At 54.0% G+C, this 22,346-nt stretch carries 19 protein-coding genes; 12 read left to right on the top strand and 7 right to left on the bottom strand.

Translation table 11 applies throughout. The annotated features are described in order from the left end of the window. Positions 1-36: 36 nt before the first annotated feature. The 4 genes from hemC to ppa all read left to right on the top strand — a co-directional run bounded on the left by hemC (position 37) and on the right by ppa (position 4,783). Positions 37-960: a hydroxymethylbilane synthase gene (gene hemC / locus NQT62_RS06400; RefSeq protein ID WP_256763818.1), complete on the top strand. Its 924-nt coding sequence runs from the start codon at positions 37-39 to the stop codon at positions 958-960. After that, positions 957-2,981 carry a uroporphyrinogen-III C-methyltransferase gene (locus tag NQT62_RS06395; RefSeq protein WP_256763816.1) on the top strand — a complete coding sequence of 675 codons (2,025 nt, stop codon included), beginning with the start codon at positions 957-959 and terminating at the stop codon, positions 2,979-2,981. The genes hemC and NQT62_RS06395 overlap by 4 nt, the downstream gene beginning before the upstream one ends. Then, positions 2,978-4,168, top strand: a complete 1,191-nt coding sequence (locus NQT62_RS06390; protein ID WP_256763815.1) for a heme biosynthesis HemY N-terminal domain-containing protein — start codon at positions 2,978-2,980, stop codon at positions 4,166-4,168. The genes NQT62_RS06395 and NQT62_RS06390 overlap by 4 nt, the downstream gene beginning before the upstream one ends. Before the next feature lie 84 nt (positions 4,169-4,252). Next, a complete protein-coding gene (gene ppa / locus NQT62_RS06385) occupies positions 4,253-4,783 on the top strand; it encodes an inorganic diphosphatase (RefSeq protein WP_256763814.1) in 531 nt (176 codons plus the stop codon). Positions 4,784-4,842: 59 nt separating this feature from the next. On the opposite strand, the gene NQT62_RS06380 is transcribed toward ppa, so the two are convergent. Continuing rightward, positions 4,843-6,072 (bottom strand): GNAT family N-acetyltransferase, encoded by a 1,230-nt coding sequence (locus NQT62_RS06380; RefSeq protein WP_256763813.1) that lies wholly within the window; start codon positions 6,070-6,072, stop codon positions 4,843-4,845. 28 nt (positions 6,073-6,100) lie between these two features. On the opposite strand from NQT62_RS06380, the gene NQT62_RS06375 reads away from it, so the two are divergent. Both NQT62_RS06375 and NQT62_RS06370 read left to right on the top strand, forming a co-directional pair. Beyond that, complete coding sequence (locus NQT62_RS06375) at positions 6,101-7,750, top strand: NAD+ synthase (protein WP_256763812.1); 1,650 nt, start codon at positions 6,101-6,103, stop codon at positions 7,748-7,750. Positions 7,751-7,752: 2 nt separating this feature from the next. Next, positions 7,753-8,091 carry a P-II family nitrogen regulator gene (locus NQT62_RS06370; RefSeq protein WP_256763811.1) on the top strand — a complete coding sequence of 113 codons (339 nt, stop codon included), beginning with the start codon at positions 7,753-7,755 and terminating at the stop codon, positions 8,089-8,091. A gap of 6 nt (positions 8,092-8,097) precedes the next feature. Here the strand turns inward: NQT62_RS06370 and NQT62_RS06365 are convergent, their stop codons facing one another. Genes NQT62_RS06365 through trxB form a run of 3 tightly spaced genes read right to left on the bottom strand, consistent with a single transcriptional unit; the run spans position 8,098 to position 10,689 of the window. Further along, positions 8,098-9,006, bottom strand: coding sequence for an alpha/beta fold hydrolase (locus tag NQT62_RS06365; protein WP_256763809.1), 909 nt, complete (start codon positions 9,004-9,006; stop codon positions 8,098-8,100). A 40-nt stretch (positions 9,007-9,046) separates the two neighbouring features. Next, positions 9,047-9,688, bottom strand: coding sequence for a Smr/MutS family protein (locus tag NQT62_RS06360; protein ID WP_256763807.1), 642 nt, complete (start codon positions 9,686-9,688; stop codon positions 9,047-9,049). A 35-nt stretch (positions 9,689-9,723) separates the two neighbouring features. Further along, positions 9,724-10,689 carry a thioredoxin-disulfide reductase gene (gene trxB / locus NQT62_RS06355; protein WP_256763806.1) on the bottom strand — a complete coding sequence of 322 codons (966 nt, stop codon included), beginning with the start codon at positions 10,687-10,689 and terminating at the stop codon, positions 9,724-9,726. Between the two features lie 109 nt (positions 10,690-10,798). Between trxB and NQT62_RS06350 the strand changes: the two genes are divergently transcribed. The 4 genes from NQT62_RS06350 to serS all read left to right on the top strand — a co-directional run bounded on the left by NQT62_RS06350 (position 10,799) and on the right by serS (position 16,595). Further along, a complete protein-coding gene (locus tag NQT62_RS06350) occupies positions 10,799-13,123 on the top strand; it encodes a DNA translocase FtsK (RefSeq protein WP_256763805.1) in 2,325 nt (774 codons plus the stop codon). A gap of 75 nt (positions 13,124-13,198) precedes the next feature. Further along, positions 13,199-13,837 carry an outer membrane lipoprotein periplasmic chaperone LolA gene (lolA, locus tag NQT62_RS06345; RefSeq protein WP_256763804.1) on the top strand — a complete coding sequence of 213 codons (639 nt, stop codon included), beginning with the start codon at positions 13,199-13,201 and terminating at the stop codon, positions 13,835-13,837. A 15-nt stretch (positions 13,838-13,852) separates the two neighbouring features. Further along, a complete protein-coding gene (locus NQT62_RS06340; RefSeq protein WP_256764420.1) occupies positions 13,853-15,199 on the top strand; it encodes a replication-associated recombination protein A in 1,347 nt (448 codons plus the stop codon). Positions 15,200-15,305: 106 nt separating this feature from the next. After that, positions 15,306-16,595 (top strand): serine--tRNA ligase, encoded by a 1,290-nt coding sequence (gene serS, locus NQT62_RS06335; RefSeq protein ID WP_256764419.1) that lies wholly within the window; start codon positions 15,306-15,308, stop codon positions 16,593-16,595. Positions 16,596-16,679: 84 nt separating this feature from the next. Here the strand turns inward: serS and NQT62_RS06330 are convergent, their stop codons facing one another. Both NQT62_RS06330 and NQT62_RS06325 read right to left on the bottom strand, forming a co-directional pair. After that, positions 16,680-17,249, bottom strand: coding sequence for a hypothetical protein (locus NQT62_RS06330; RefSeq protein ID WP_256763802.1), 570 nt, complete (start codon positions 17,247-17,249; stop codon positions 16,680-16,682). Positions 17,250-17,433: 184 nt separating this feature from the next. Further along, positions 17,434-17,832, bottom strand: coding sequence for a GIY-YIG nuclease family protein (locus tag NQT62_RS06325; RefSeq protein WP_256763800.1), 399 nt, complete (start codon positions 17,830-17,832; stop codon positions 17,434-17,436). A 249-nt stretch (positions 17,833-18,081) separates the two neighbouring features. Here NQT62_RS06325 and NQT62_RS06320 point away from each other — a divergent pair, with 249 nt between their 5' ends. Next, a complete protein-coding gene (locus tag NQT62_RS06320) occupies positions 18,082-18,804 on the top strand; it encodes an NYN domain-containing protein (protein ID WP_256763799.1) in 723 nt (240 codons plus the stop codon). A 93-nt stretch (positions 18,805-18,897) separates the two neighbouring features. Here the strand turns inward: NQT62_RS06320 and NQT62_RS06315 are convergent, their stop codons facing one another. After that, positions 18,898-20,577 carry an AMP-dependent synthetase/ligase gene (locus NQT62_RS06315; RefSeq protein WP_256763798.1) on the bottom strand — a complete coding sequence of 560 codons (1,680 nt, stop codon included), beginning with the start codon at positions 20,575-20,577 and terminating at the stop codon, positions 18,898-18,900. Between the two features lie 205 nt (positions 20,578-20,782). Between NQT62_RS06315 and NQT62_RS06310 the strand changes: the two genes are divergently transcribed. Further along, a complete protein-coding gene (locus NQT62_RS06310; protein WP_256763797.1) occupies positions 20,783-22,339 on the top strand; it encodes a hypothetical protein in 1,557 nt (518 codons plus the stop codon). The last annotated feature ends 7 nt before the right edge of the window (positions 22,340-22,346 follow it).

Here is a 22,346-nt window from a genome sequence, read left to right as displayed (position 1 = left end):
TTAACCTGTTTTGGTCTCCCGTGGGCCTCATTCTTCATGAAAATCAGAATTGCATCCCGTGAAAGCCGCTTGGCCATGTGGCAGGCCGAGCATGTTCGAGATCGCCTGTTGGCCTTGCCTGGCGTCACAGAGGTGGACATCGTGGGAATGACAACACAGGGTGACCAGATACTGGATCGCTCACTGTCCAAAATTGGTGGAAAGGGGTTGTTTATCAAGGAATTGGAGGTGGCTTTGCTGGAAGGGCGAGCCGATCTGGCTGTCCATTCGGGAAAGGACATACCCATGGACTTGGATTCCGATTTTGATCTCCTGGGCTTTATGACTCGGGAGGACCCTCGCGACGCATTTGTCTCCAATCACTTCAGCAGTCTGGATGATTTGCCACCAGGCAGCGTGGTTGGCAGTTCGAGTTTGCGTCGGCAGGCGCAGGTATTGGCCCGATTCCCCGATCTGGTCGTTCAACCATTACGCGGAAACCTGGACACCCGCTTGGGCAAATTGGACCGTGGCGATTATCAGGCAATTGTGCTTGCCGCAGCCGGGCTGAAACGGTTGGGCATGGTCGACCGCATCCGCTCTTTCATTCCCTCGGAACACATGTTGCCAGCCGTTGGACAAGGTGCTTTGGGGCTGGAAATCCGCCGTGGAGATTCGGCGCTGGGTGATTTGCTCAAGCCCTTGGTGGATCCGGTGACAACAGCACTGGTCAATGCTGAACGGCAGGTTTCCAGAGCGTTGGGCGGCAGTTGCCAGACGCCATTGGGTGGTTTCGCAGAGCAAATCTCACCCGGTGTGATGCATTTGCGCGCGGTGGTCGCCAGCACGGATGGAAAAATACGGTTGACTGCGCACTCCCACGGGCCGTTGGCCGAATGGTTGGACGTGGCCAATCAGGCCGTTGAAGGTTTGCGCAAACAGGGCGCTGAAAACCTGGTCAAGCAGGCCAGGCTGGCATGATGAACGAGGGGGCATGCATGGACTGGACACTGGTGGTGTGCAAGCCCAAACTGCCCGATGGCTATTCGGTTCAGAAATCGGAGCTGGATGAGCAGCTCACGCTGGGCAACCAGGCCTCCGTGTTGAATCTGCCCGTGTTTGAACTGGTTCCTCACACGGCAAAGTTGACAGCGTTGCGGGACTGGATGGCGGCGCCCCGTCGGCGATTCCAGAAAATGGTGGTTTTTGTCAGTCCATCGGCTTTGGAAATGGCGATGACCCATGTCACGGAATGGCCAGCCGATTTGATGTGCGGGGTAATGGGGCGGCAAAGCGCCCGTCTGGCCCAGCGGATGGGTATCCCCCGAGACCATATTTTAGCACCTAGCGTTGACGGTGGAGATGACACGGAAGACTCAGCTGGTCTATTGGCACTGATGTGCCGCCATTTTGCAGATAAAGCCCTGGAAGTGCTGGTGTGTAAGGGGCCACGAGGGCGGGTTGACTTTCCGCAGAAGTTGTCTGAATTGGGGCACGATGTCGATATTCTGGAAATTTACGATCGCCTTGAAATTCAACAAAGCAGTGTTCGACTGGCCAATTTATTGACACTGGGCGGACGCTGTGTGTTGTGGATCACCAGCAGTGAGACAGCAGAGGCGCTGGATCGGCAGATGAGTCAGATGCCGGACCATCAGTTGCTGGGATTTAAGAACTCGGCGACCGTGTTGACCACACACAACCGAATTACCCGTCGCTGCAAAGAATTGGGCTACGCGCGGGTTGTGGAGATTCCAACAGGGATACAATCGGTAAATCTTTGGCTGAAAACAAATACAACAGCGATGACAGGTTCCAGCATGACCAATCCCGTCTCTTCCCAAAGCGCCAACGCAACTGCTTACGTGGCTCAGAGCCAGCCGAATATCACCCAGCCGGCTGTCAATCCGTGGCTGGTTAAGTTGGCGTTTCTGCTGTCGCTGGCAAGCATGGCCTTGGTGTTGTTGATTTCATTCGCTGGTAAAAACCAGATCGAAAAAACAAGGTTGGCATTCGGTGAGCGTATCCAGAAGGAGTCCACCACGCTGGATTTGGTCCGTGAGCAAATGACGCAATATGACGATTTGACGCGAGATCTTAAAACCCGCTTCGAGTTGTTGGAAGAAGCTCAAAAAGAGGAGGCCAGTCAGCGGGTTAGTCTTGAAGAGGTCTACAACAATTTGTTGGCCAGCAAGACGGAGGTCTCTCTGAGCGAGGTGGACCAACTCATCTCGATCGCCAAACGGCAGTTGTACCTGCTGGGCAACGTCAACGGTGCTGCTGTGGCCTTGGGCCAGGCCATCGACTTGCTGGAGAAAGCTGAAAAGCCCTCCTTGATGAATTTGAGAACCGCTTTGCAAACCGATTTGGCGGCAATCAAGGCATTGCCCTCGGATGATTTGTTGAAGTTGGCCATTGCCTTGGATTCGGTGATCAATTCTGTCGAGACCATGCCCAGTTTGGCAGGTGCCGACGCAACCACCCAAACCAACCTTGCGAAATTAAATAACCCGGAGCGGATCGAGTCCGAACCGGCTGTGGCGCAAGATCAAACGAGTACACCGACCGCAGGTACGGCAGAGTCTTCAGCCCCCCAGTTCAGTTGGGCTGGTGCTTGGTCGTTTGTTAAAACAGTGGCGTCCACGGCTTGGTACGACATCCAATCCCTGATAGAAATCACCAAGGTGGATACTCCCGATGTGTTGTTGCTGTCTTCCCGCCAAGAGGCTGATGTACGAAATGCACTTCGATTGTCCTTGCTCAATGCAAGGGTCACCATGCTCTCTCGGCAAGGCGAGTTGCTGAAGTCAGACCTGAACCGGTCTCTGACTTTAATCAACACCTACTTCGACACCAAGAACCCCCAGGTTGAGCGGGCTGTGTCCGTGCTGAATGACATCAACAAGATTCAGGTCGACTTGGTATTGCCCGAACTGAAGGCAACAACCTCGGCCTATCGACTGGCTGTTGCCGGTCAGCAGCAAAAAGGGAGCAAACCATGAAGCAGTTGATGGGCTTGCTGCTGATTATTGTGGTGGCCGTCGCTGTGACTTTGTTTGCAGATGGGAATGCAGCCAAAGTGGTCCTGTTTTTCGGTCAGTACCGCATCGACGTCTCCTTGAACTTTGCCATCATTGCCTTGGTGCTGGGTTTTGTACTGGTCCATTTTTCGTTGCTGGCCATTCGTGCTTCTGGGCAATTGCCTGCGCGTTTCAAGGCATACCTTCAAAGCCGCAAGCAATCGGCTTTGCTGGACGCCAATACAGCCGGATTGATTGCATTGATCACAGGCGATGAACCTGCTGCTGCCAAGGCGTTGAAAGCAGCGTCCAAGACTGGTATCGAAACCGATCTGAGCTACCTGATCCGTGCGCTGTCGTCCATCCAGGCAGATCGACTGGATGAAGCCGAAGAAATTCTGAGCCACGACAAAGCCCAGGAAGGCCAGCATGCGGTTGCGCTCACCATTCTGAAAGCCAGGATTGCACTGGCTCGCGCGTTGCCTGAACGAGCCATTGAATTGCTCGCATCGCTGGACGCCGGGTCGGCCAGGCTGCCTCAGGCCCAGCATGTCAAGCTGTTTGCCTTGATTGGTTTGAATCGATGGGACGAGGCTTTGATTCAGTACCGGCATTGTGTGGCCTCCCGAGCCCTCAAACAGATGGACCAGGAGCAAGCCATCGGTGCAATTTACACCGGCCTAGTCGCAGCCGCTGACGGTGATGCTGCGAGGCTCAAGGCGGTTCTTTCCAACGCAAAACCCAAAGAGTTGGACAATGTATTGGCTTTGAATGCCCTCTCGGAAGGGTTGATGACGTGTGGGGAAAGCAAAGCAGCGCGTGTGCTGCTGGAGTCTGCACTCAGCAATCGCAAGAGTCTGGATCTGTTGCCCGCCTATCACCAGGTTGCTGTTCATGAGTCCCGGGATGCCTTGCCATTCGTGGAAAATCTCCTGGGGGCGAACCCCACAGATTTGCGACTGATTGAACTGGCCGGAGACGTATGTGAGCAGGAGCAGTTGTGGGGCAAAGCCATTTCCAGGTTTGAGGCTGTGTACGCGCGACAACCAACTGCACATTTGGCTCGCAAGCTGGAGCGTCTGTATGGGACTGCCAACCAAATGGACAAGGCACGCTTGTGGCGCGACAAGCTCAATGCCCATCTGCAGGCCGAACGTCAGCCAGCGTGAAGAAAACTTGGCTACAATTCCGAGCATCCAGGCAGGTAAACACCTGAATCAAATTTTGAAACATTGAACGAAAAGGATTTTGTGATGGGATACGAAGTGATTGCACCGGGCAAAGATGTTCCAAACGACGTGAACGTGATTATTGAAATTGCAGCCAACTCTGACCCTGTCAAATACGAAATTGACAAAGACAGCGGTGCATTGTTCGTGGACCGTTTCGTGGGTACTTCCATGCAATACCCCTGCAATTATGGCTACATTCCGCAAACGCTGGCTGCTGATGGGGACCCAGTGGACGTGTTGGTGATGACACCTTACCCCTTGGTGCCCGGTTGTGTGGTTCGTGTTCGCCCCATTGGTATTCTTAAAATGACCGATGAATCGGGAGGTGACGCCAAGCTGCTGGGCGTACCTGTTGAAAAGTTGCTGCCGTCCTACAAGCACTACAAAACCATTGCCGATGTGCCCCAAGAGTTCCTGGCGCGAATCCAGCATTTCTTTGAACACTACAAAGACCTGGAAAAGGGCAAATGGGTCAAAGTGGATGGCTGGGGCACCATGGACGACGTGGTCAAAGAAATTACGGATGGTATTGCCAACTACAAAAAAGATTGATTGTTGGACCGTGGCCAATCAAAAGCCCGCAGGCATTGCTTAGCGGGCTTTTTCATGGTCTAAAGACCTGAAAAGCCCAGCCCTGTTTGTCGATAGGCCTGATGCTCATCCAGCTCCTGTGCGTACATGTCCAGGTGCTGCTTTTCCCGTTCGATGAATTGGGCGATGGGTGCCTGAAACGCTCTGCTGGAAAGCCAGTGGACCGATACCAGTGTTTGAGGGTTTAAACCTCTGGCCATTTTGTGCTCGCCCTGTGCGCCGCCCTCAAACCATTCAATCCCCTGTTCAATGGCGAACTCAAGGGCCTGGTAGTAACACAATTCAAAGTGCAAGCACGGTATGGTTTGAACGCTGCCCCAATAGCGGCCATAGAGCCGTGTCTGGTTGAACAAGAACAAGGTACTGGCCACAGGCCGACCCTGCAGGCTTGCCTCAATCATCAGCACCTGCTCGCCCATCGATGCACAAATATCTTTAAAAAACGCCAGCGTCAGATAAGGACTGGATTGATGCGCCAGGTAGGTTTGTTCATAGCAGCGGTAGAAAAAATCGAGATCATCCGAAGTGGCTTCATGACCATGAATCCGCCGAATTCGCAAACCATCGACCTGCGCTTTGCGCCGTTCAGCTCGTATGTTTTTGCGTTTTTTCTGCTGAAGGCTGCCCAGAAAATGCTCGAAATCTTGAAATGGCCGACCAGTGTCTGGGTGTTTGTTTTGCCAGTGAAATTGCACCACATGCCGCGATTGCAGGTTTTCCCAGTGGTTGGTGCCCAGCAACAGGGATTGGTCTTCCGAATTCAGAAACAAGGCGTGCAGCCCCGAGCATTGAACACCCAGCAGTTGTTCAGAGGTGCATGCCTGTTCGCTCACTCGACGAAGGCCATCGCGCAGTACGGCTGCATGGTTCGGATCGTCAAACAGTAATTTAGGTCCGAGTATGGGTGTGAAGGGAATGGCACTCAACAGCTTTGGGTAATACACCATGCCGTGTCGGTGGTAAGCCTGAGCCCAAGCCCAGTCGAATACGTATTCGCCGTAAGAGTGGCTCTTGAGATAAAGCGGCATGGCGGCAACAGTCCGACCATTCTCGTCATCCATCCGAAGATGCAGCGGTGCCCAGCCTGTCTCTGCTGTGGCCGAGCCACTGTTCTCCAGCGCGAGCAGGTACTCGTGGCGCAATGCCGGGTGCAGCACACCGCCTGTACGACAGCGCAGGAGTGAATTCCAGGTCTCTTGTGCGATTTCACCAATGCTCTGGCAAATCTGCATGCGATAATTTGAGGACATTTGGCGACTACAGCAACACTTCAGCATCATGAGTTTATCCCGAGTCCGCGTGGCCATCGCCCAGTTGAATCTCACCGTGGGTGATTTGAAAGGCAATAGCGCAAAAATTATTGCGTCGGTGCATCAGGCTGTGGAGCAGGGAGCACGCGTCGTGTTGACTCCCGAACTGTCCATCACTGGTTATCCACCCGAGGATTTATTGATCCGTCCATCATTCCAGCGCCAATCAGACGTAGCGCTGGAAGCCTTGATGCGCGAGTTTGCAGCTTTGGACGTTTACGTGGTTTTGGGCCACCCTGTGCGCTGTGAAGGCGAGTTGTTCAATTCCGCGTCAGTGGTTCACAAGGGCAAGGTGATTGGTCGATATCACAAACACGATTTACCCAACCGGGAAGTGTTTGATGAACAACGGTATTTCACGCCAGACAACCGGCCCTTGGTGTTTGAGGTCGATGGTATTCGGTTTGGTTTGAACATCTGTGAAGACACTTGGAACCGCTATGCACCCGAGGCCGCTGCGGCGGCCGGTGCTGAGGTGCTATTGGTGCCCAATGCCTCGCCCTACCACATGGGCAAGCACACCATTCGGGAAGGGGTTGTTGCGCGCCGCGTGCAGGAAACAGGGATGGCGATTGTGTATGCCAACCTGGTGGGTGGGCAGGATGAACTTGTCTTTGATGGTGCCTCGTTTGCCATGGATGGTCACCAGCGTGTGGCCTTGCGCATGGCTCAATTTGAAGAAGGGCTTGCATGGTTGGATGCGGTGTCCACGCCGGGTCAGCCGATCGCCTTACAGCCTGTTAAAGCCTCTGCCGACGAATTGTCTTTAACCGCGCAAGTGTACGAGGCCTTAAAACTGGGTGTGCGGGACTATGTAACCAAAAACCGTTTTCCGGGTGCCATCATCGGCTTGTCGGGCGGGGTGGACTCTGCATTGACCTTGGCCATCGCTGTGGATGCGCTGGGTGCCGACAAAGTGCGTTGTGTGATGATGCCGTCACCGTACACTGCGGATATTTCGCTGACAGACTCACGAGACATGGTGCAACGCCTCGGTGTTCAATACGATGAAATATCGATTGAGGACTGCATGCAGTCGTTTGATCAAAGCCTTGCCCCGCTGTTTGGCGGTTTGCCGCCAGACACCACCGAGGAAAACCTGCAGGCCCGCATCCGGGGTACTTTGCTGATGGCCTTGTCCAACAAAACAGGTCGTATTGTGCTCACCACCGGCAACAAAAGTGAAATGGCGACCGGGTATTGCACGCTGTACGGCGACATGGCGGGTGGTTTTGCGGTCATCAAGGACATCTTTAAAACCTGGGTGTACAAATTGTGCGAATACCGCAATGGCTTGTCAGCGGTTATTCCGGAACGGATCATCACACGCCCGCCATCGGCGGAATTGCGTCCCGACCAAGTCGACCAGGACAGTTTGCCGCCCTACGACGTGTTGGATGCCATCCTGGCGCGCTACATGGAACAAGATGAAACCGTTGAGAACATCATTTCCAGCGGTTTTGCAAAGGAAGATGTGATCAAGGCTGTTAAACTTTTACGCATCAATGAGTACAAGCGCAGACAAGCGCCCGTGGGTATTCGCGTGACTCACCGGGCATTTGGCCGTGATTGGCGTTACCCCATTACTTCAAAATTCAATGACCTTGAGGATCTCTAACCATGAAATTGCTGACCGCCATCATCAAACCTTTCAAACTGGATGAAGTTCGCGAGGCCTTGTCGGAGATCGGTGTGTCGGGGCTGACCGTGACGGAAGTGAAGGGTTTTGGTCGTCAACGCGGTCACACCGAGTTGTATCGCGGTGCAGAGTATGTGGTCGATTTTCTGCCGAAAGTGAAAATCGAGTTGGTCATCGAGGACAAATTGGTGGATCAAGCCATTGATGCCATTCTTGGTGCTGCGCGCACCAACAAGATTGGTGATGGAAAAATTTTCGTGACTGAAGTCGAACGGGTGATCCGCATTCGCACTGGCGAGCAGGGCGAAGCGGCCATTTAAGTCAATTCAAGCCAAATGGCTGTGAATAATGTCTGAAAATGTTCCAGCCAGTGGTGCGGGCAAGTCATGACCCAAGCCCTTGATCAGGTGCAGCCTTGCACCCGGAACCAACTTCGCGATCCGCTCTGAACACTCTTTTTTCAGCAGTGGATCGTCCAGGCCGTGAATGACGCAGGTTGGTACCGTAATTTGACGCGTGTAGTCCTCGATGGAACCGGTGGATACCACACAGTGCGTTTGACGCAACACACCAGCCGGTTTGTAAGACCTTTGATACGATGCACGTGCGCGTGCCCGAATATCCACAGGATTGGGTGGATATCCAGGGCTACCAATCGCCGTAAACACCCGTTCTACATGCTCGGCCACATCATCAATGTGGGTGCTGCGCGGTTTTCTGAGGAACATGTTCAACATCACGTTGGGGCTGGGCATGGGCAGTTTTGGGTGGTTGGTCGACGACATCAAGGTGACCAATCGCCCAATCAAGTCTGGCCGTTTGGCCGCCACAATTTGGGAAATCATGCCGCCCATTGAAATACCCACCAGGTGAGGACGCTTTAGTTTCAGTGCTTCGATCAAACCGATTGCATCATCGGCCATCAAGTCCAGCTTGTAATTGCTCGGTGTCCTCAACCCCAGCTTATTGCGAACAAACGTGGCGGGAATATTGACGCGAATGTGGCTGGGGTGTTGATCTGTTAAGCCAATGTCCCGATTGTCAAAGCGCACCAGTCTGTAGCCCAACGCCAACAGTGGGCGGCAAAAATCGTCGCTCCACATGGTCAACTGACATCCCAGGCCCGCCACCAACAAGATGGTGTCAGCCTGCTGCGGGCCTGCGGATTGCCAGCACATGTTCAGTCCGGTGGTGGTTGATTGGCAGAATCCCTCGGTCCATTCAATGGTGTTCAAGGTCAGTGTCTCCGTGATGTTGTTGTGTGAACGGCAGTCATCAATGTTTGGCTTTCAGGATGACCAACAGGGCACCAGCGCCACCGTCTCGAGGGGGCGCCTGGCAAAAGGCCAATACCTCATCTTTTTGCACCAGCCACCGTTTCACTTTGTCTTTGAGAACGGGTTCTTTGCCCACAGAGCCCAGCCCTTTGCCATGAATGATTCTTACACACCGTACATCGTGTTTCACGCAGGTGCGTAAAAATTCGCCCACAGCCTCGCGCGCCTCTTCAGTGCGGTAGCCATGCAGATCAATTTGGGCTTGAATCACCCACTTGCCACTGCGCAGGCGTTTCAGGGCCTCCAGGCCAATGCCGTTTCGGCGATAACTCAGCTTGTCATCGGTTTCAAGAAAGCGTTCCACATCCATGTCGTCGGAAATACTTTCTTGCAGAACATGTGCATCGTCCAGTTCTCGCTGGCGCGCGATGGGAGGTGGTTTGTTGGGATCGTGAACTTTGCGATTGCTGTTGGGCAAAGGGGTGACGTCTTGCACCTGTCGTTGAAACAACTGGGCTTCTTCGCGTTGTTTTCGCTCGGCTTCCAGTCGAAGTTTTTCCTGTCGCTCAGCTTCCAGGCGCTGGTCTTTGAGCAAGCGGCGGACCCCTTCCAGATCGGCCATGGAATTGAGCTTTTTCATGGTGGGGTCTGCCAGGTGCTACTAACGATCGGTTATCAGCCTTCCTGGGCTTCCAGCCAGCGCTGGGCGTCCAATGCAGCCATACAACCGGTACCCGCACTGGTGATGGCTTGCCGGTAAATGTGGTCTTGCACATCGCCGGCGGCAAATACGCCTTCAACGCTGGTCATGGTGGCCAAACCATTCAGGCCACTGCGGGTCACGATGTAACCCCCTTTCATGTCGATTTGACCTTCAAAAATCTCCGTGTTTGGCCTGTGGCCAATCGCGATGAACACGCCTTGCAGCGCAATTTCTTTGGTGCTGCCCTCGCCAGTGGATTTGACACGAACGCCCGTCACCCCTGTCTGGTCGCCCAATACTTCGTCCAGTGTGCTATTCACCTGCAACTCGATTTTGCCTTCCTTCACCTTTTCCATCATTTTGTCGATGAGAATGGCTTCGGCCTTGAATTTGTCGCGGCGATGAATGAGCGTGACTTTTTTGGCAATATTGGACAGGTACAGCGCTTCTTCAACGGCGGTATTGCCGCCACCCACCACGCACACTTCCTGATTGCGGTAAAAGAATCCGTCGCAGGTGGCGCAAGCCGATACCCCTTTGCCCATAAAGGCCTCTTCAGAGGGCAGGCCCAGGTACATCGCGCTGGCACCGGTTGCGATAATCAGTGCATCGCAGGTATACACACCGGAGTCACCGGTCAATGTGAAAGGACGGTTCTTGAAATCGACCGTGTGGATGTGGTCAAAAATGATTTCCGTCTTGAACCGTTCTGCATGCTCCAGAAAGCGCTGCATCAGCTCAGGGCCTTGAACACCATGAACATCAGCCGGCCAGTTGTCCACCTCGGTGGTGGTCATGAGCTGACCGCCTTGGGCCAAACCGGTAATCAATACAGGGTTCAGGTTTGCGCGGGCTGCGTAGACCGCGGCTGTGTAGCCTGCTGGGCCAGAGCCCAAAATCAGGACTTTGGCATGGCGGGTTGGATTGGAGCTGCTCATTGGGGCCTCATTTGTGCTTCAAATGTTCGTGGTTCGGGGGCATTGGCCCTCGAACTTTGTCAGAATACAGACTTCAATTATATGCCGCTCGCGGCCTCGTCTGAACCCAGTGAATTCCAGGACCTCACAAAACAGTGGAACCCTCCGCGCCAGCAAACTGTTGCTGGAGGTGCGTTGGCTGGCCATGCTCGTGCTCTCCATCTATTTGATGCTGATTTTGGTTTCTCACAATCCGCACGACGACAGTTGGTCACATGCTTCCGGTAGCGATTCTGTCAGCAATTTCGGTGGGGCCATTGGGGCTCACCTGTCCGACGTGTTGCTGTTCCTCTCCGGGTATTCCGCTTACGTGCTGCTGGGCTTGTCTTTCTATCAACTGTGGCGCGTTCGTAGAATGGTTGATGCATTGGACCTACCCGGGTTTGATGAGCCTTTGCCCAAATGGTTGCCCTGGGTTCGTCCGGTGGGCTTTGTGTTGTTGTGGGTGGGTTTTATGGGCATCGAAGCCTTGTCGGTGTTCAAAGGGAACGACCTGCCAGCGGGTGCTGGTGGTGTGATTGGCCAATCCGTGAGCCACGTGCTGGTCAAGCTCACCGGTTTGTCGGGTGCAGTCATGTTGCTTTTGCTCATGTTTGCAGCGGGTCTGAGTGGTTTCTTGGGCATGAGCTGGGCAGTCATGGCTGAACGGGTTGGCGGTTTGCTGGAACTGGCCTTCTTTAAGGTGCGCAATGCATGCAACGCCTACGCGGATCGCAAAGAAGGCAAGAAGGTGGCCCAGGCGCGTGTGGAAACGGTCGAGAAAAAGCGCGAAGAATTTCAGGAACACAAGCCCATTCGCATTGAACCGGTGGCAGTGCCTGTTGAACCCTCGGTACAGGCCATCAAGGAAAAACAACAGCCGCTGTTTGCCGATCTGACCGAGACCGAGCTGCCACCATTGTCATTGCTGGACGATGCGCCGCCTGCTCAGGAAACCGTATCGGCCGACACACTGGAATACACCTCGCGGTTGATCGAGAAAAAGCTCAGTGATTTTGGTGTTCAGGTGCAGGTCATGGCCGCACAACCAGGTCCAGTGATCACCCGGTTCGAGGTCGAGCCTGCCGCTGGCGTGAAAGGTTCGCAGGTGGTCAACCTGGCCAAAGACCTGGCTCGTGCACTTAGTTTGGTGTCGATTCGGGTGGTGGAGACCATTTATGGCAAAAACCTCATGGGCCTTGAGCTGCCCAACCCTCGTCGACAAATGGTAAAGCTCACTGAAATTTTGAGCTCACAGGTTTGGAGCGGATCCAAGTCAGCCTTAACCATGGCGTTGGGCAAAGACATCGCGGGGAAACCGGTGGTGGCTGACTTGGCCAAAATGCCCCACCTCTTGGTTGCGGGAACCACGGGTTCGGGTAAGTCGGTCGGTATCAACGCGATGATTTTGTCGCTGCTGTACAAGAGCAATCCGGAAGAAGTCCGCCTCATCTTGATCGATCCCAAGATGCTGGAGATGAGCGTGTATGAGGGCATTCCGCATTTGTTGTGCCCGGTGGTCACAGACATGCGACAAGCGGCCAACGCCCTGAACTGGGCTGTGGGCGAAATGGAAAAACGCTATCGCCTCATGAGCAAAATGGGTGTTCGAAACTTGGCCGGTTACAACGCCAAAATGACCGATGCGCGAAAGGCCGGCCAGTCCATTCCGAACCCTTTCAGCTTGACCCCCGATGCACCGGAACCACTGGAGCCATTGCCCACCGTGGTGATTGTGATCGACGAATTGGCCGACCTCATGATGGTGGTGGGCAAGAAAATTGAAGAGTTGATTGCGCGTTTGGCTCAAAAAGCCCGCGCAGCAGGTATTCACCTGATTTTGGCCACCCAACGTCCTTCTGTGGATGTCATCACCGGTTTGATCAAGGCCAATATCCCCACCCGGATTGCATTCCAGGTGTCCTCCAAAATTGATTCACGAACCATTCTCGACCAAATGGGTGCCGAGGCGCTGTTGGGGCAAGGGGACATGTTGTTTCTTCCGCCGGGCTCCGGCGTTCCTCAACGGGTGCATGGTGCCTTTGTGTCGGACGAGGAAGTGCACCGCGTGGTTGAACACCTCAAGGAAAAAGGCGGTGAGCCCAACTACATTGAAGGCATTTTGGAAGGCGGAACTGCTGAGGAGGGTGGAAACGCCAGCATGGACGCAACCGCCGGCAATTTTGATGGCGAAAAAGATGCCCTGTATGACCAGGCCGTGTCGATCGTGTTGAAGCACCGTCGGGCGTCCATCTCATTTGTGCAACGTCACCTGCGGATCGGCTACAACCGCGCCGCACGCTTGTTGGAAAGCATGGAGCAAGCCGGTTTGGTGTCGGCCATGCAATCCAACGGCAATCGGGACATTTTGGTGCGTGCGGATGCAGCCCCGCAGGATGACGATCCGCCGTTTTAAGAGCCCATGCATTGAACCATTGCGTTCTCCTGGGCTCTTACCCCGCAAACCCACCCACCATTCTGCTGGATACACATGAGCGTGTTTTTCAAAAATTTTGCTGTAGCGCTGACCATCGTGGTCTGTCCATGGAGTCATGGGCTCGCACTGGCGAGCTCTGCTGAAGACCTTTTGCATAGCTTTGCCAAAACACGGCAATTTGCCGAAGGGCAATTCACGCAGGTCGTGGTTGCACCCTCCGGACAAATTAAGCAGAAAGGCAGCGGTGAGTTTGCATTTTCGCGCCCTGGCAAGTTTCGTTGGGAAATCAAAAAGCCCTATCCACAATTGATTGTTGCAGATGGCAAGTTGGTGACCAATTATGATCCCGACATGCAGCATGCCACCCAGAAACCCATGGGCAACGCCATGGATTCCACCCCGGCAGCCCTGCTGTTTGGCAGTGCCGATTTAAACAAGCTGTTTGTGATCAAGGAAGAAGGCACCAAAGACGGAAAGCAGTGGCTAAGTGCCAAGCCGCGGGACAAGGAAAACTTGTTCGACACCGTTCGCATCGGTTTTGAAAATGGCCTACCTGTTCACTTGGATATCGTGGATGCGCTGGGGCAAACCACCAAGCTGGACCTGACTCAATGGAAGTTTGACGCTCGACGTCCTGCCGCTTACTTTGAGTTCAAAACCCCACCGGGTGTGGATCTCATTCAAACCCAATGACTGTCTTGAATGGCCATGACTGCTGATTTGTTTGGCGAGGGTACCCAATCAAAGGGCACCGGTTCAACAGCGACTCAGCCCAGCGGTTCTGCGCCTCTGGCCGAGCAACTGCGGCCTCAGACACTGGTGGATGTGGTGGGGCAGGCCCATCTGATCGGTCCAGGAAAAGCCCTGTCCACCTTGTTTGAGCAGCGCAAACTCCACTCCTTGATTCTGTGGGGCCCTCCAGGCGTTGGTAAAACCACATTGGCCCGACTGTTGGCCAAGGCGGCCGATGCACAGTTTATTGCCTTGTCTGCTGTGTTGTCGGGTGTGAAGGAGATTCGAGAAGCCATTGATTTGGCGAGAATGTATGCAAAGCAAGGCAAAGTCACCACGCTGTTTATTGACGAAATTCATCGATTCAACAAGTCCCAGCAAGATGCTTTGCTGCCCCATGTCGAATCTGGTTTGGTGACATTTCTAGGCGCAACCACCGAAAACCCGTCTTTTGAGGTGAATTCCGCTTTATTGTCGCGTTCCCAGGTTTATGTGCTTCAACCGCTTCAGTCCAGTGACTTTGAACGTCTCCTGACACGGGCGCTGGCACACCTGACATTCAAGTTGACGATTGAGTCTGAAGCTTTTGACCTGTTGTGCCAATACGCCGATGGTGATGCAAGGCGTTTTCTGAATCTGCTGGATATCGTGGTTCAGCAAGCCGCTTTCCAAGGGCATGAAACCTTGACTGCAGACCTGCTGAAAGCCCTTGCACCATCCCAAATTCGTCGTTTCGACAAAGGCGGCGATGCGTTTTACGATCAAATCTCGGCTTTGCACAAAAGCGTGCGTGGCTCTGACCCGGATGCAGCGCTGTACTGGTTTTGCCGCATGATTGACGGCGGTGCCGATCCCCGTTATTTGGCCCGGCGTATCGTACGCATGGCGTGGGAGGATATCGGCCTGGCCGACCCGCGGGCCTTTACCTTGTGCAACGAAGCAGCTAGCACTTACGAGCGCCTGGGCAGCCCGGAGGGCGAGCTTGCCTTGGCCCAGGCTGTGATTTATCTGGCAGTGGCAGCCAAAAGCAATGCTGGCTACGTGGCCTACAAACAGGCCATGGCCACGGTCAAACAAACCGCGAGCCTGCCAGTGCCCCTGCATTTGCGCAACGCGCCCACCCAACTGATGAAAAATTTGGGGCATGGGGCCAACTATCGATACGCACACGACGAAGCGGGTGGCCATGCGGCGGGCGAGTCCTATTGGCCAGAGGGTTTGGAAGCTCAAGCGTTTTATCGGCCGACAGACCGGGGCCTGGAAATCAAAATTGGTGAAAAACTGGCCTGGCTGGCAGCGCGAAACCAGCGCAAAGGCGAGTAAGCCAGCCGATTAAAGTCGTCAATCCGGCTTAAAATGCTCACCATCGGACCCAGGCTGCCTTGGCATGTCTGCCCAACACAACAACCATCGACCCAAAGCGACCCCCATGCTCGACATTCAATTGCTTCGTAAAGACCTGTCCGCCGTGGCACAACGATTGGCCGACCGCGGCTATACCCTGGATGTAGAACAGTTCAATGCCCTGGAAAGTCAGCGCAAGCAACTTCAAACCAGCACTGAAGAACTGCAGGCCAAGCGAAATGCACTGTCCAAGCAAATTGGTCAACTCAAGGCCAAGGGTGAAGACACGGCGGCGGTGATGGCCGAGGTGGGTGGTCTGGGTGATGCACTGAAGGCCAATGAGCAAGCTTTGGCGCAGCTGCAAGACACGCTGCAGGCATTTTTACTGACCATTCCCAACATTCCCCACGACAGCGTGCCCACGGGTGCGTCCGAGACCGATAACGTGGAGCTGCGCCGCTGGGGTACCCCACGACAATTCGATTTTGAAGTGAAAGACCATGTGGATGTGGGGCAGGCTCTGGGGTTGGATTTTGAAACTGCGGCCAATTTGTCGGGTGCACGGTTTGCGGTGTTGAAAGGGCAGGTTGCCAAACTTCACCGTGCACTGGCCCAACTCATGTTGGATACTCACACCGATGAGCACGGGTACATCGAGCATTACACGCCGTACATTGTCCGTGCACAGACCTTGCAGGGCACTGGCCAGTTGCCCAAATTCGCAGATGACCTGTTTTCGGTGAAGAGGGGCGGAGAAGCCGGGGATGCTGAAGCGCTCTATCTCATTCCGACGGCGGAGGTTACCCTGACCAACCTGGTGGCTGACCAGATCCTGAAGGCCAGTGACCTTCCCATCAAAATGACTGCGCACTCACCGTGCTTTCGCAGTGAAGCAGGCAGCTATGGTCGAGATACCCGGGGGTTGATTCGACAGCATCAATTTGACAAAGTGGAAATGGTGCGGATTGAGCATCCCGACCGGTCTTATGCGGCGCTGGATGAAATGACTGGCCACGCCGAGAGAATTCTGCAAAAGCTGGGCTTGCCTTATCGGGTTATCGTCTTGTGTACGGGCGATATGGGCTTTGGTGCCACGCGAACCCATGACATCGAGGTCTGGTTGCCTGCCCAAAATACATATCGGGAAATTTCATCTTGTTCGAACTGCGAGGGCTTTCAGGCACGCCGCATGAAGGCTCGCTTCAAGAACGAAGCCGGTAAAACGGAGTTTGTGCACACGTTGAATGGGTCCGGCCTGGCCGTTGGCCGGACGTTGGTGGCGCTTCTCGAAAATTACCAGCAGGCCGATGGTTCGATAAAGGTGCCCGATGCCTTACAACCTTATTTGGGGGGAAAAGCCGAATTGCGCGGCTGAGCTTTCACTGGAAAAAACAAAAAGCACCGATCGGTGCTTTTTGTTTTTAAACAATCACTTGTCTTGATAATTTAACAAAACCGTTTAGGCGCCAACGGTTGCTTTGATGGCCGCGATGAATTTCTCGCTCTGCGCGACATTCACAACGGTGGCTTCAATTCCATGGCGGGCGCTGGCCAAGCGAACAAAGCGTTCCATCCGCCGTTGCTCATGTTTATTCCAGCGAACCGTGAAGGATACCACTCGATTGTTGTCGATCCAGACATTGCTGGGTTTCAGGAACATGAAGTCGCTGAGGGCGGTTTTTGGTAATCCAGGTTGACCGGTTGCGTCTGTACCCTTGAATTGCACCAACAGGGGCACGCCCGACAGCAGCCAATCGGCGTGGTCAATCGAGTCGCAAAAAATCGAGCAGGTTGACCAGGTAAGGCCGCTGTAACGCACCATAAAGGCCAGTCTGGATTCCTCAAAATTGTCGGTAACGTCTGCGCCGACCGCCGCCAAGTCTTCAGGACGTACTTTCAGCGACAACAACTCCTGCTCTAGCGTGCTGTAGGCCAGGGAAGTACGAACTGAATCTGGAATGGGTTTGACTTGCAGCCAGTGAAAAAGGCAATACGAGCGAGTCAAACGTTCGGCAATCGAGGTCATCATTTACTCCGTCAATGAGCGATCCCACCTTACACTTGTTACCAAGCTGTGAATCTTTTCAGATTCAACTTCACCCGATTTAAATTGGGTAATGGCTTCAAAACTGTGTGTCGTCAAAAGCCGATTTGGTTTCAATGGTGTTTAACGATTGGATCGCTCATTTGGATGACAGTTCAAAACCCCGTGTTCAAGCGGCTTTTTCCTGAATGTTGAGCGATGAGAAGTCAACGGCGGCTGGCCGATGGTCTATCAAAAACTGGGGTAATAGGTCGTCCCAGTCTGGGTTCAGTGACTCAATCAGCAGCAGTCGCATGTCGCGAGGCCAATTTCGAACGCGGCGCAGCCTGGCAATGAATTTCTCATGGTCATGCCAGACTTCAAAATAAACCAGGCGATCGAGGCGGTGGTAGTGTGCGTAATCCCGTCGAAGCCCAAGCCGGTGCTCTTCCATCCGGGTAGACAGGCATTCGGTATCACCAAGGTAGAGGGGGCCGCTGGGCTTGTTGTTTGATAAAATATATAGCCAGTACGTTGGGGACTCAGCATCGATCGCTGGGTGAAGGCCCATGGGTTTTTGTGTACTCACTTCATCCTCCGGTGGTGGCGGTGGGGTGTCTGAGATTGGCGGTTCGGTGCTTGGTTTACCGATGTCCGTACAATACGGGTTAATTGTACGGGTAATACTGACATTGGGTGATTTTATCTCCCTCGCAATAGGGGGGTCTGGCGCTACTTTTGACGATCACTTGGTGGTAGGATATTTAGTGCGGCGGTGTAACTTATTCATTTATTGCATTTCATCCATAATAAAATCGTTTAAAAATCAAGGGTTTATATGCTTACAGCGATCCTCGTGGACGGGCCGTTTTTCGTTCGCCGAATTCGTCAAATTTTCCCGTCGTCCATTCATTACGATGCCAAAGTGATGGCCGATCTGGTGTGGCGGTTATCCGCAGCGCATCTCTTTGAAAGAAATCAACCCAAACGTCATTTGTTTCGGATCTTTTTTTATGATTCGCCGGTGTTTACCCAGCGGGTCACGCTGCCAGTGTCTCGACAGTCCATTGACTTGTCAAAATCCAGAGAAGGGCAGTTTCGTGCAGCATTTCAACGCCAGCTCCAACGCAAGCGCAAATTGGCTGTTCGATTGGGCGAGCCCATGAACGTGGACAATTGGACCTTGAATGAAGACGCGTTGGGCGATCTGCTGGGCAAGAAAATCAGCGTGGATGACCTGACGGATGAGGATTTCTCGCCCGATGCGCATGTGCGAGGCATTGAATTGCGTATGGGAGTTGACTTGGCGTCACTGGCTTACAAGCGGCAGGTTCAGCAGGTGGTGTTGCTCACCGGGGACGGCGCCTTCTCCAGCGCCGCTGAGTTGCTTCGTCATGAAGGGATTGACGTGGTATTGGACCCAATGTGGCACAATATTTCGGAAGATCTGTTCTCCTACATTGATGGTCTGCGGTCCACTTGCCCGCCACCTGACCGCGCAGCCGACTTCCTTTCACGAATCAACTCAGACAATTTTGATCCGGAAGAATTGCCCGGATAAAAAAACCGGTAACCGCTGGCTTTGCGCTGGCATTTGGCATCAGAAAAAAGCCCACCGCAAGGTGGGCTTTTGAATTCGACCAGCGTCAATGCGTTAGTCGCCCATGCCTTCTGAATACAGATCATCAATCCGTTCCTTGAAGGCATCCAGAACTTTCACACGCTTGACTTTCAAGGTCGGCGTCAACAGGCCATTGTCCACTGTCCAGGGTTCTTTGGTGGTGATGATGCGTCGAACCCGAATATAGCGGGGCAGGTGGCCCAGCCGGTCGTTGGCGCGTTTAATCAATTCCTTCTCGTTTGAATTGGCAGTCACTGCAATCATGGAGATGAATGGACGCCCTTCGCCAACCAATACGATTTGTTCGAACACGTCATCACCGATAATCGCGGTCTCGGCATCCTGTGGAGAAAACTTTTCGCCGTTGGATAGCACCATGATGTCTTTGATACGGCCGCGGATAAAAATTCGACCATCCTTGATTTCAGCCACATCCCCGGTGTGCAACCAACCGTCTTTGTCAATGGCTTGCCGGGTGGCCTCGTCGTTTTCCCAATAGCCCAACATGATGTTAGGCCCTTTGGCCAATAGCTCATCGTTATCGCCCAATTTGACTTTGACATTGGGCAGCGGTGGGCCCACCGACTCTGGTACGTTGCTCTCAGGGCGATTGACGGAGATGACTGGGCAAGCCTCGGTCATGCCGTAACCGTGCAGGATGGGCAAACCCATGGCTATGAAGCTTTTGGCAATCGTGCTGTCCAGGGCGGCACCGCCGACCACGGCAAGGCGTAAACGTCCGCCTAGTCGTTCCAGAATGGGCTGTGCAACTTTGGCACGCAGCAAGGGCAGTTGGAAATGGTCCATGATGCCACCTTTTCCCTGAGCCATCCGCCAGCCGACATCCACCAGTTTTTCAAAGGCCCTGCGTTTAAAGCTGGAGTCTTTGACGGATGCCTGAATACGGCCATAAAACTTCTCGAAAATTCGGGGCACAGCAAACAGCACTGTGGGCGCCTGGGTGGCCAGGTCCTCTGGCAATTGATTAATGCCTCGGGCATAAATGACCTTTGCCCCAACACGCAGTGGCAAATAATAGCCACCAGTGCGTTCAAACATGTGCGACATGGGCAGGAAGGACAAGAAGGTGTCCTCCGGTTTTGCGATGTCCAGCTGGAAACAGCTGTCGACGTTACTGATCATGTTGTTGTGCGACAGCATGACGCCTTTGGGCCGTCCGGATGTGCCCGATGTGTAGCAGATGGTGGCCAGTGTGTCGGGCGGGAGATCCAGCAGTTCGAGCGGTTCCAGTTGACGTTCAAGGCTCTTGAGCAGGTGTAGCGCGTTGTCTACGCCGCCTTCAGACACTGCAATATCGGACTTCATGGACAGGACGCGAACATCCTGTAGCCCCTCTTTGAGGAGGTTTCGCCCAATTCGGTCGTTTTCAACCACCACCGCCCGGGCGCCTGAATTCTGAATGCAATAGCAAATGTTCCCGGCATTGTCGTCCACATACAGTGGCACTGAGACCATGCCCATGGCCAGCGCAGCCAGATCAAATGCCACCCAGTGAATGCTGTTTTTCAGGCAAATCGCAACGCGATCACCAGGTTGCAGGCCCATGGAGCGGAAAAAGCTTTGCCAGTTCCGCGCCAGGTCTATCATTTCAGAGGCTTTGAAATCCACCCACTCATTGTCAATAAACTGGCGATAAAGCACGCGGTTGGGACTGGTGTCGTGCTGCTGAAGGAATGTGGCGACGTTCGCCATAGAGGGTCTCCCGATTTTTCTTTCTTGTTGGTTGGCCGTAGTTTACTCAAGAGTAATTTCAATGAGAAGAACGAACGTTCTAGTTTTACGCTGAAGGAATGCTTTCAGCCCTCACAACCGTTCACCCATCCGAATTAGGCCAACCCAAGGATACCGCAGCTGCATACGCACTGAGTAATCTGTGTGCAACGTACGGGGTGATTTCATGGGTGTGCACATGCGCGTTGAGTCGATCTTGATCCGACTAATAACAAGCCTGCTGATCGTATGGCCAGCGGGCAACGCCGTGGCCATTGAGGCTGGCGTTTTGTCGGGAACCAGCAAGTTGGGCTTTCGACCCGACTATCGGGTCGATTTGCGATCAACTGAACACGCCGGTTTTTCGGTGATCCGGCCGGCCTGTTTGCAGGCCCAATGGCTTGGCGGGGAGCGGGATGCCGAGCCCAGACCTTTGGCAGTGGATATTTCAAAGCGCACCGATCAAACCATCCAGCTGCATTTCACTGGGCCATTTATCTTGAGCTCCACGGAAGGTACTCTCCTGCTTCGGTCCTCCTGCCCACTGAACGTATTTGAACTCAGCTGGCCAGTGTTCGTGACACCCACGGCCATGCCGGATGTCCTGAATTCGCCTTCAGCACGATCAAGCGGAGCGTCGGCACAAAACCTGTTGTCCGACCCCTTGCCTGGCAGCGCAGGTGGTTTTCGCGATTTCGAGCCGAGATCGCTGGTTGGCAACACCCGTCAGGCGCTGCCGCCAAACCATTCATTGCCCGAACCATACCGAGCCCAGATCAACAAAGCGAACAGTGCGCCAACTGCCTCTCCACAACCAGTGGCTTCAACCGAGCCAGTGTCGGCCTCAATAGATTCCAGGCAAACCATGCCGATCCAGCCAAAGGTCGTTGCTCAAGCCGCAACCCAGCAGGTAAAACCACCCTCCGATTCACCACCAACGATACCGAGCACAGCAATGCCAGACTGGCCGGTGAGCGTATATGGTGTGTTGGGGCTTTCCTTGCTGGGTGCATTGGGCTTCGCGGTGTGGTGGCGGCGGCAGCAGAATCTTCCTGTGTCCAACCGGTTGATCGCAGAGCCCTCGATTCAGCAAGGTCTTTCGGTGAGCGACTCCGAATCCGATGATCAGCGGTCTGCTGGTTCTGAACCGCCGGTGAGGGTGGCCGCTACATCAGACCAGTTGCTTCGCACGTTGCTGAGTGCGGAAGATTCATTTCTGATGTCCATGGACATGCTGCCGAACCTTACCCAAGCCGTGGGTGGTACAAATGGGATTCATCAACAGGAGACAGCCATCCGGAATGCATTGCGGTGGTTGGACTGGGATCACCAGACACCATGGCAGGTTCCTGAGGCCTACGATGAATTGGTCACACAGCGGAACCGCACCCTGTCTGTGGTCAACGAGGCATGGCCAAAATGGATTCAGTGGCACCTGGCCTTTGTTGAATTGGCTTATCACGAAGCGAAACAGGCTCGAAGCCTGTCGACAGATACCAGCGCAGCCTTGTTGATGCGTTTGGGTGATGCGCCAGTGATCGATCCTTCACCCGGAAAACTGCCGGACATGTTGTTAAGTCAGTTGACCGGTAAACTGTTTGAAATCGGATCCCCAACTGAGCAGGCGTTGTTTATCGGGAATCTCAATACCCTCACCACACTGGCCGGCGGCTGCGGCAGCGCTTTCACGTGGCCAGATTTTCCTGTCTTTTTGATGCAGCACACACCAGCAAATGCTGTCTGAGATCCGT

Origin of the sequence: Limnobacter humi (assembly GCF_024518835.1) — a bacterium.
GTDB classification, from domain to species: domain Bacteria; phylum Pseudomonadota; class Gammaproteobacteria; order Burkholderiales; family Burkholderiaceae_B; genus Limnobacter; species Limnobacter humi.
Note: the sequence above shows the minus strand (reverse complement) of the source record. Positions and strands in the feature narration are given on the sequence as shown.

Coding starts and splice junctions, on each gene's coding strand:
- ppa (WP_256763814.1), top strand. CDS start 4,253: ATGGGATACGAAGTGATTGCACCGGGCAAAGATGTTCCAAACGACGTG.
- NQT62_RS06370 (WP_256763811.1), top strand. CDS start 7,753: ATGAAATTGCTGACCGCCATCATCAAACCTTTCAAACTGGATGAAGTT.
- NQT62_RS06395 (WP_256763816.1), top strand. CDS start 957: ATGATGAACGAGGGGGCATGCATGGACTGGACACTGGTGGTGTGCAAG.
- NQT62_RS06320 (WP_256763799.1), top strand. CDS start 18,082: ATGCTTACAGCGATCCTCGTGGACGGGCCGTTTTTCGTTCGCCGAATT.
- serS (WP_256764419.1), top strand. CDS start 15,306: ATGCTCGACATTCAATTGCTTCGTAAAGACCTGTCCGCCGTGGCACAA.
- hemC (WP_256763818.1), top strand. CDS start 37: ATGAAAATCAGAATTGCATCCCGTGAAAGCCGCTTGGCCATGTGGCAG.
- NQT62_RS06390 (WP_256763815.1), top strand. CDS start 2,978: ATGAAGCAGTTGATGGGCTTGCTGCTGATTATTGTGGTGGCCGTCGCT.
- NQT62_RS06375 (WP_256763812.1), top strand. CDS start 6,101: ATGAGTTTATCCCGAGTCCGCGTGGCCATCGCCCAGTTGAATCTCACC.
- trxB (WP_256763806.1), bottom strand. CDS start 10,689: ATGAGCAGCTCCAATCCAACCCGCCATGCCAAAGTCCTGATTTTGGGC.
- NQT62_RS06380 (WP_256763813.1), bottom strand. CDS start 6,072: ATGTCCTCAAATTATCGCATGCAGATTTGCCAGAGCATTGGTGAAATC.
- NQT62_RS06310 (WP_256763797.1), top strand. CDS start 20,783: ATGGGTGTGCACATGCGCGTTGAGTCGATCTTGATCCGACTAATAACA.
- NQT62_RS06340 (WP_256764420.1), top strand. CDS start 13,853: ATGACTGCTGATTTGTTTGGCGAGGGTACCCAATCAAAGGGCACCGGT.
- lolA (WP_256763804.1), top strand. CDS start 13,199: ATGAGCGTGTTTTTCAAAAATTTTGCTGTAGCGCTGACCATCGTGGTC.
- NQT62_RS06330 (WP_256763802.1), bottom strand. CDS start 17,249: ATGATGACCTCGATTGCCGAACGTTTGACTCGCTCGTATTGCCTTTTT.
- NQT62_RS06315 (WP_256763798.1), bottom strand. CDS start 20,577: ATGGCGAACGTCGCCACATTCCTTCAGCAGCACGACACCAGTCCCAAC.
- NQT62_RS06360 (WP_256763807.1), bottom strand. CDS start 9,688: ATGAAAAAGCTCAATTCCATGGCCGATCTGGAAGGGGTCCGCCGCTTG.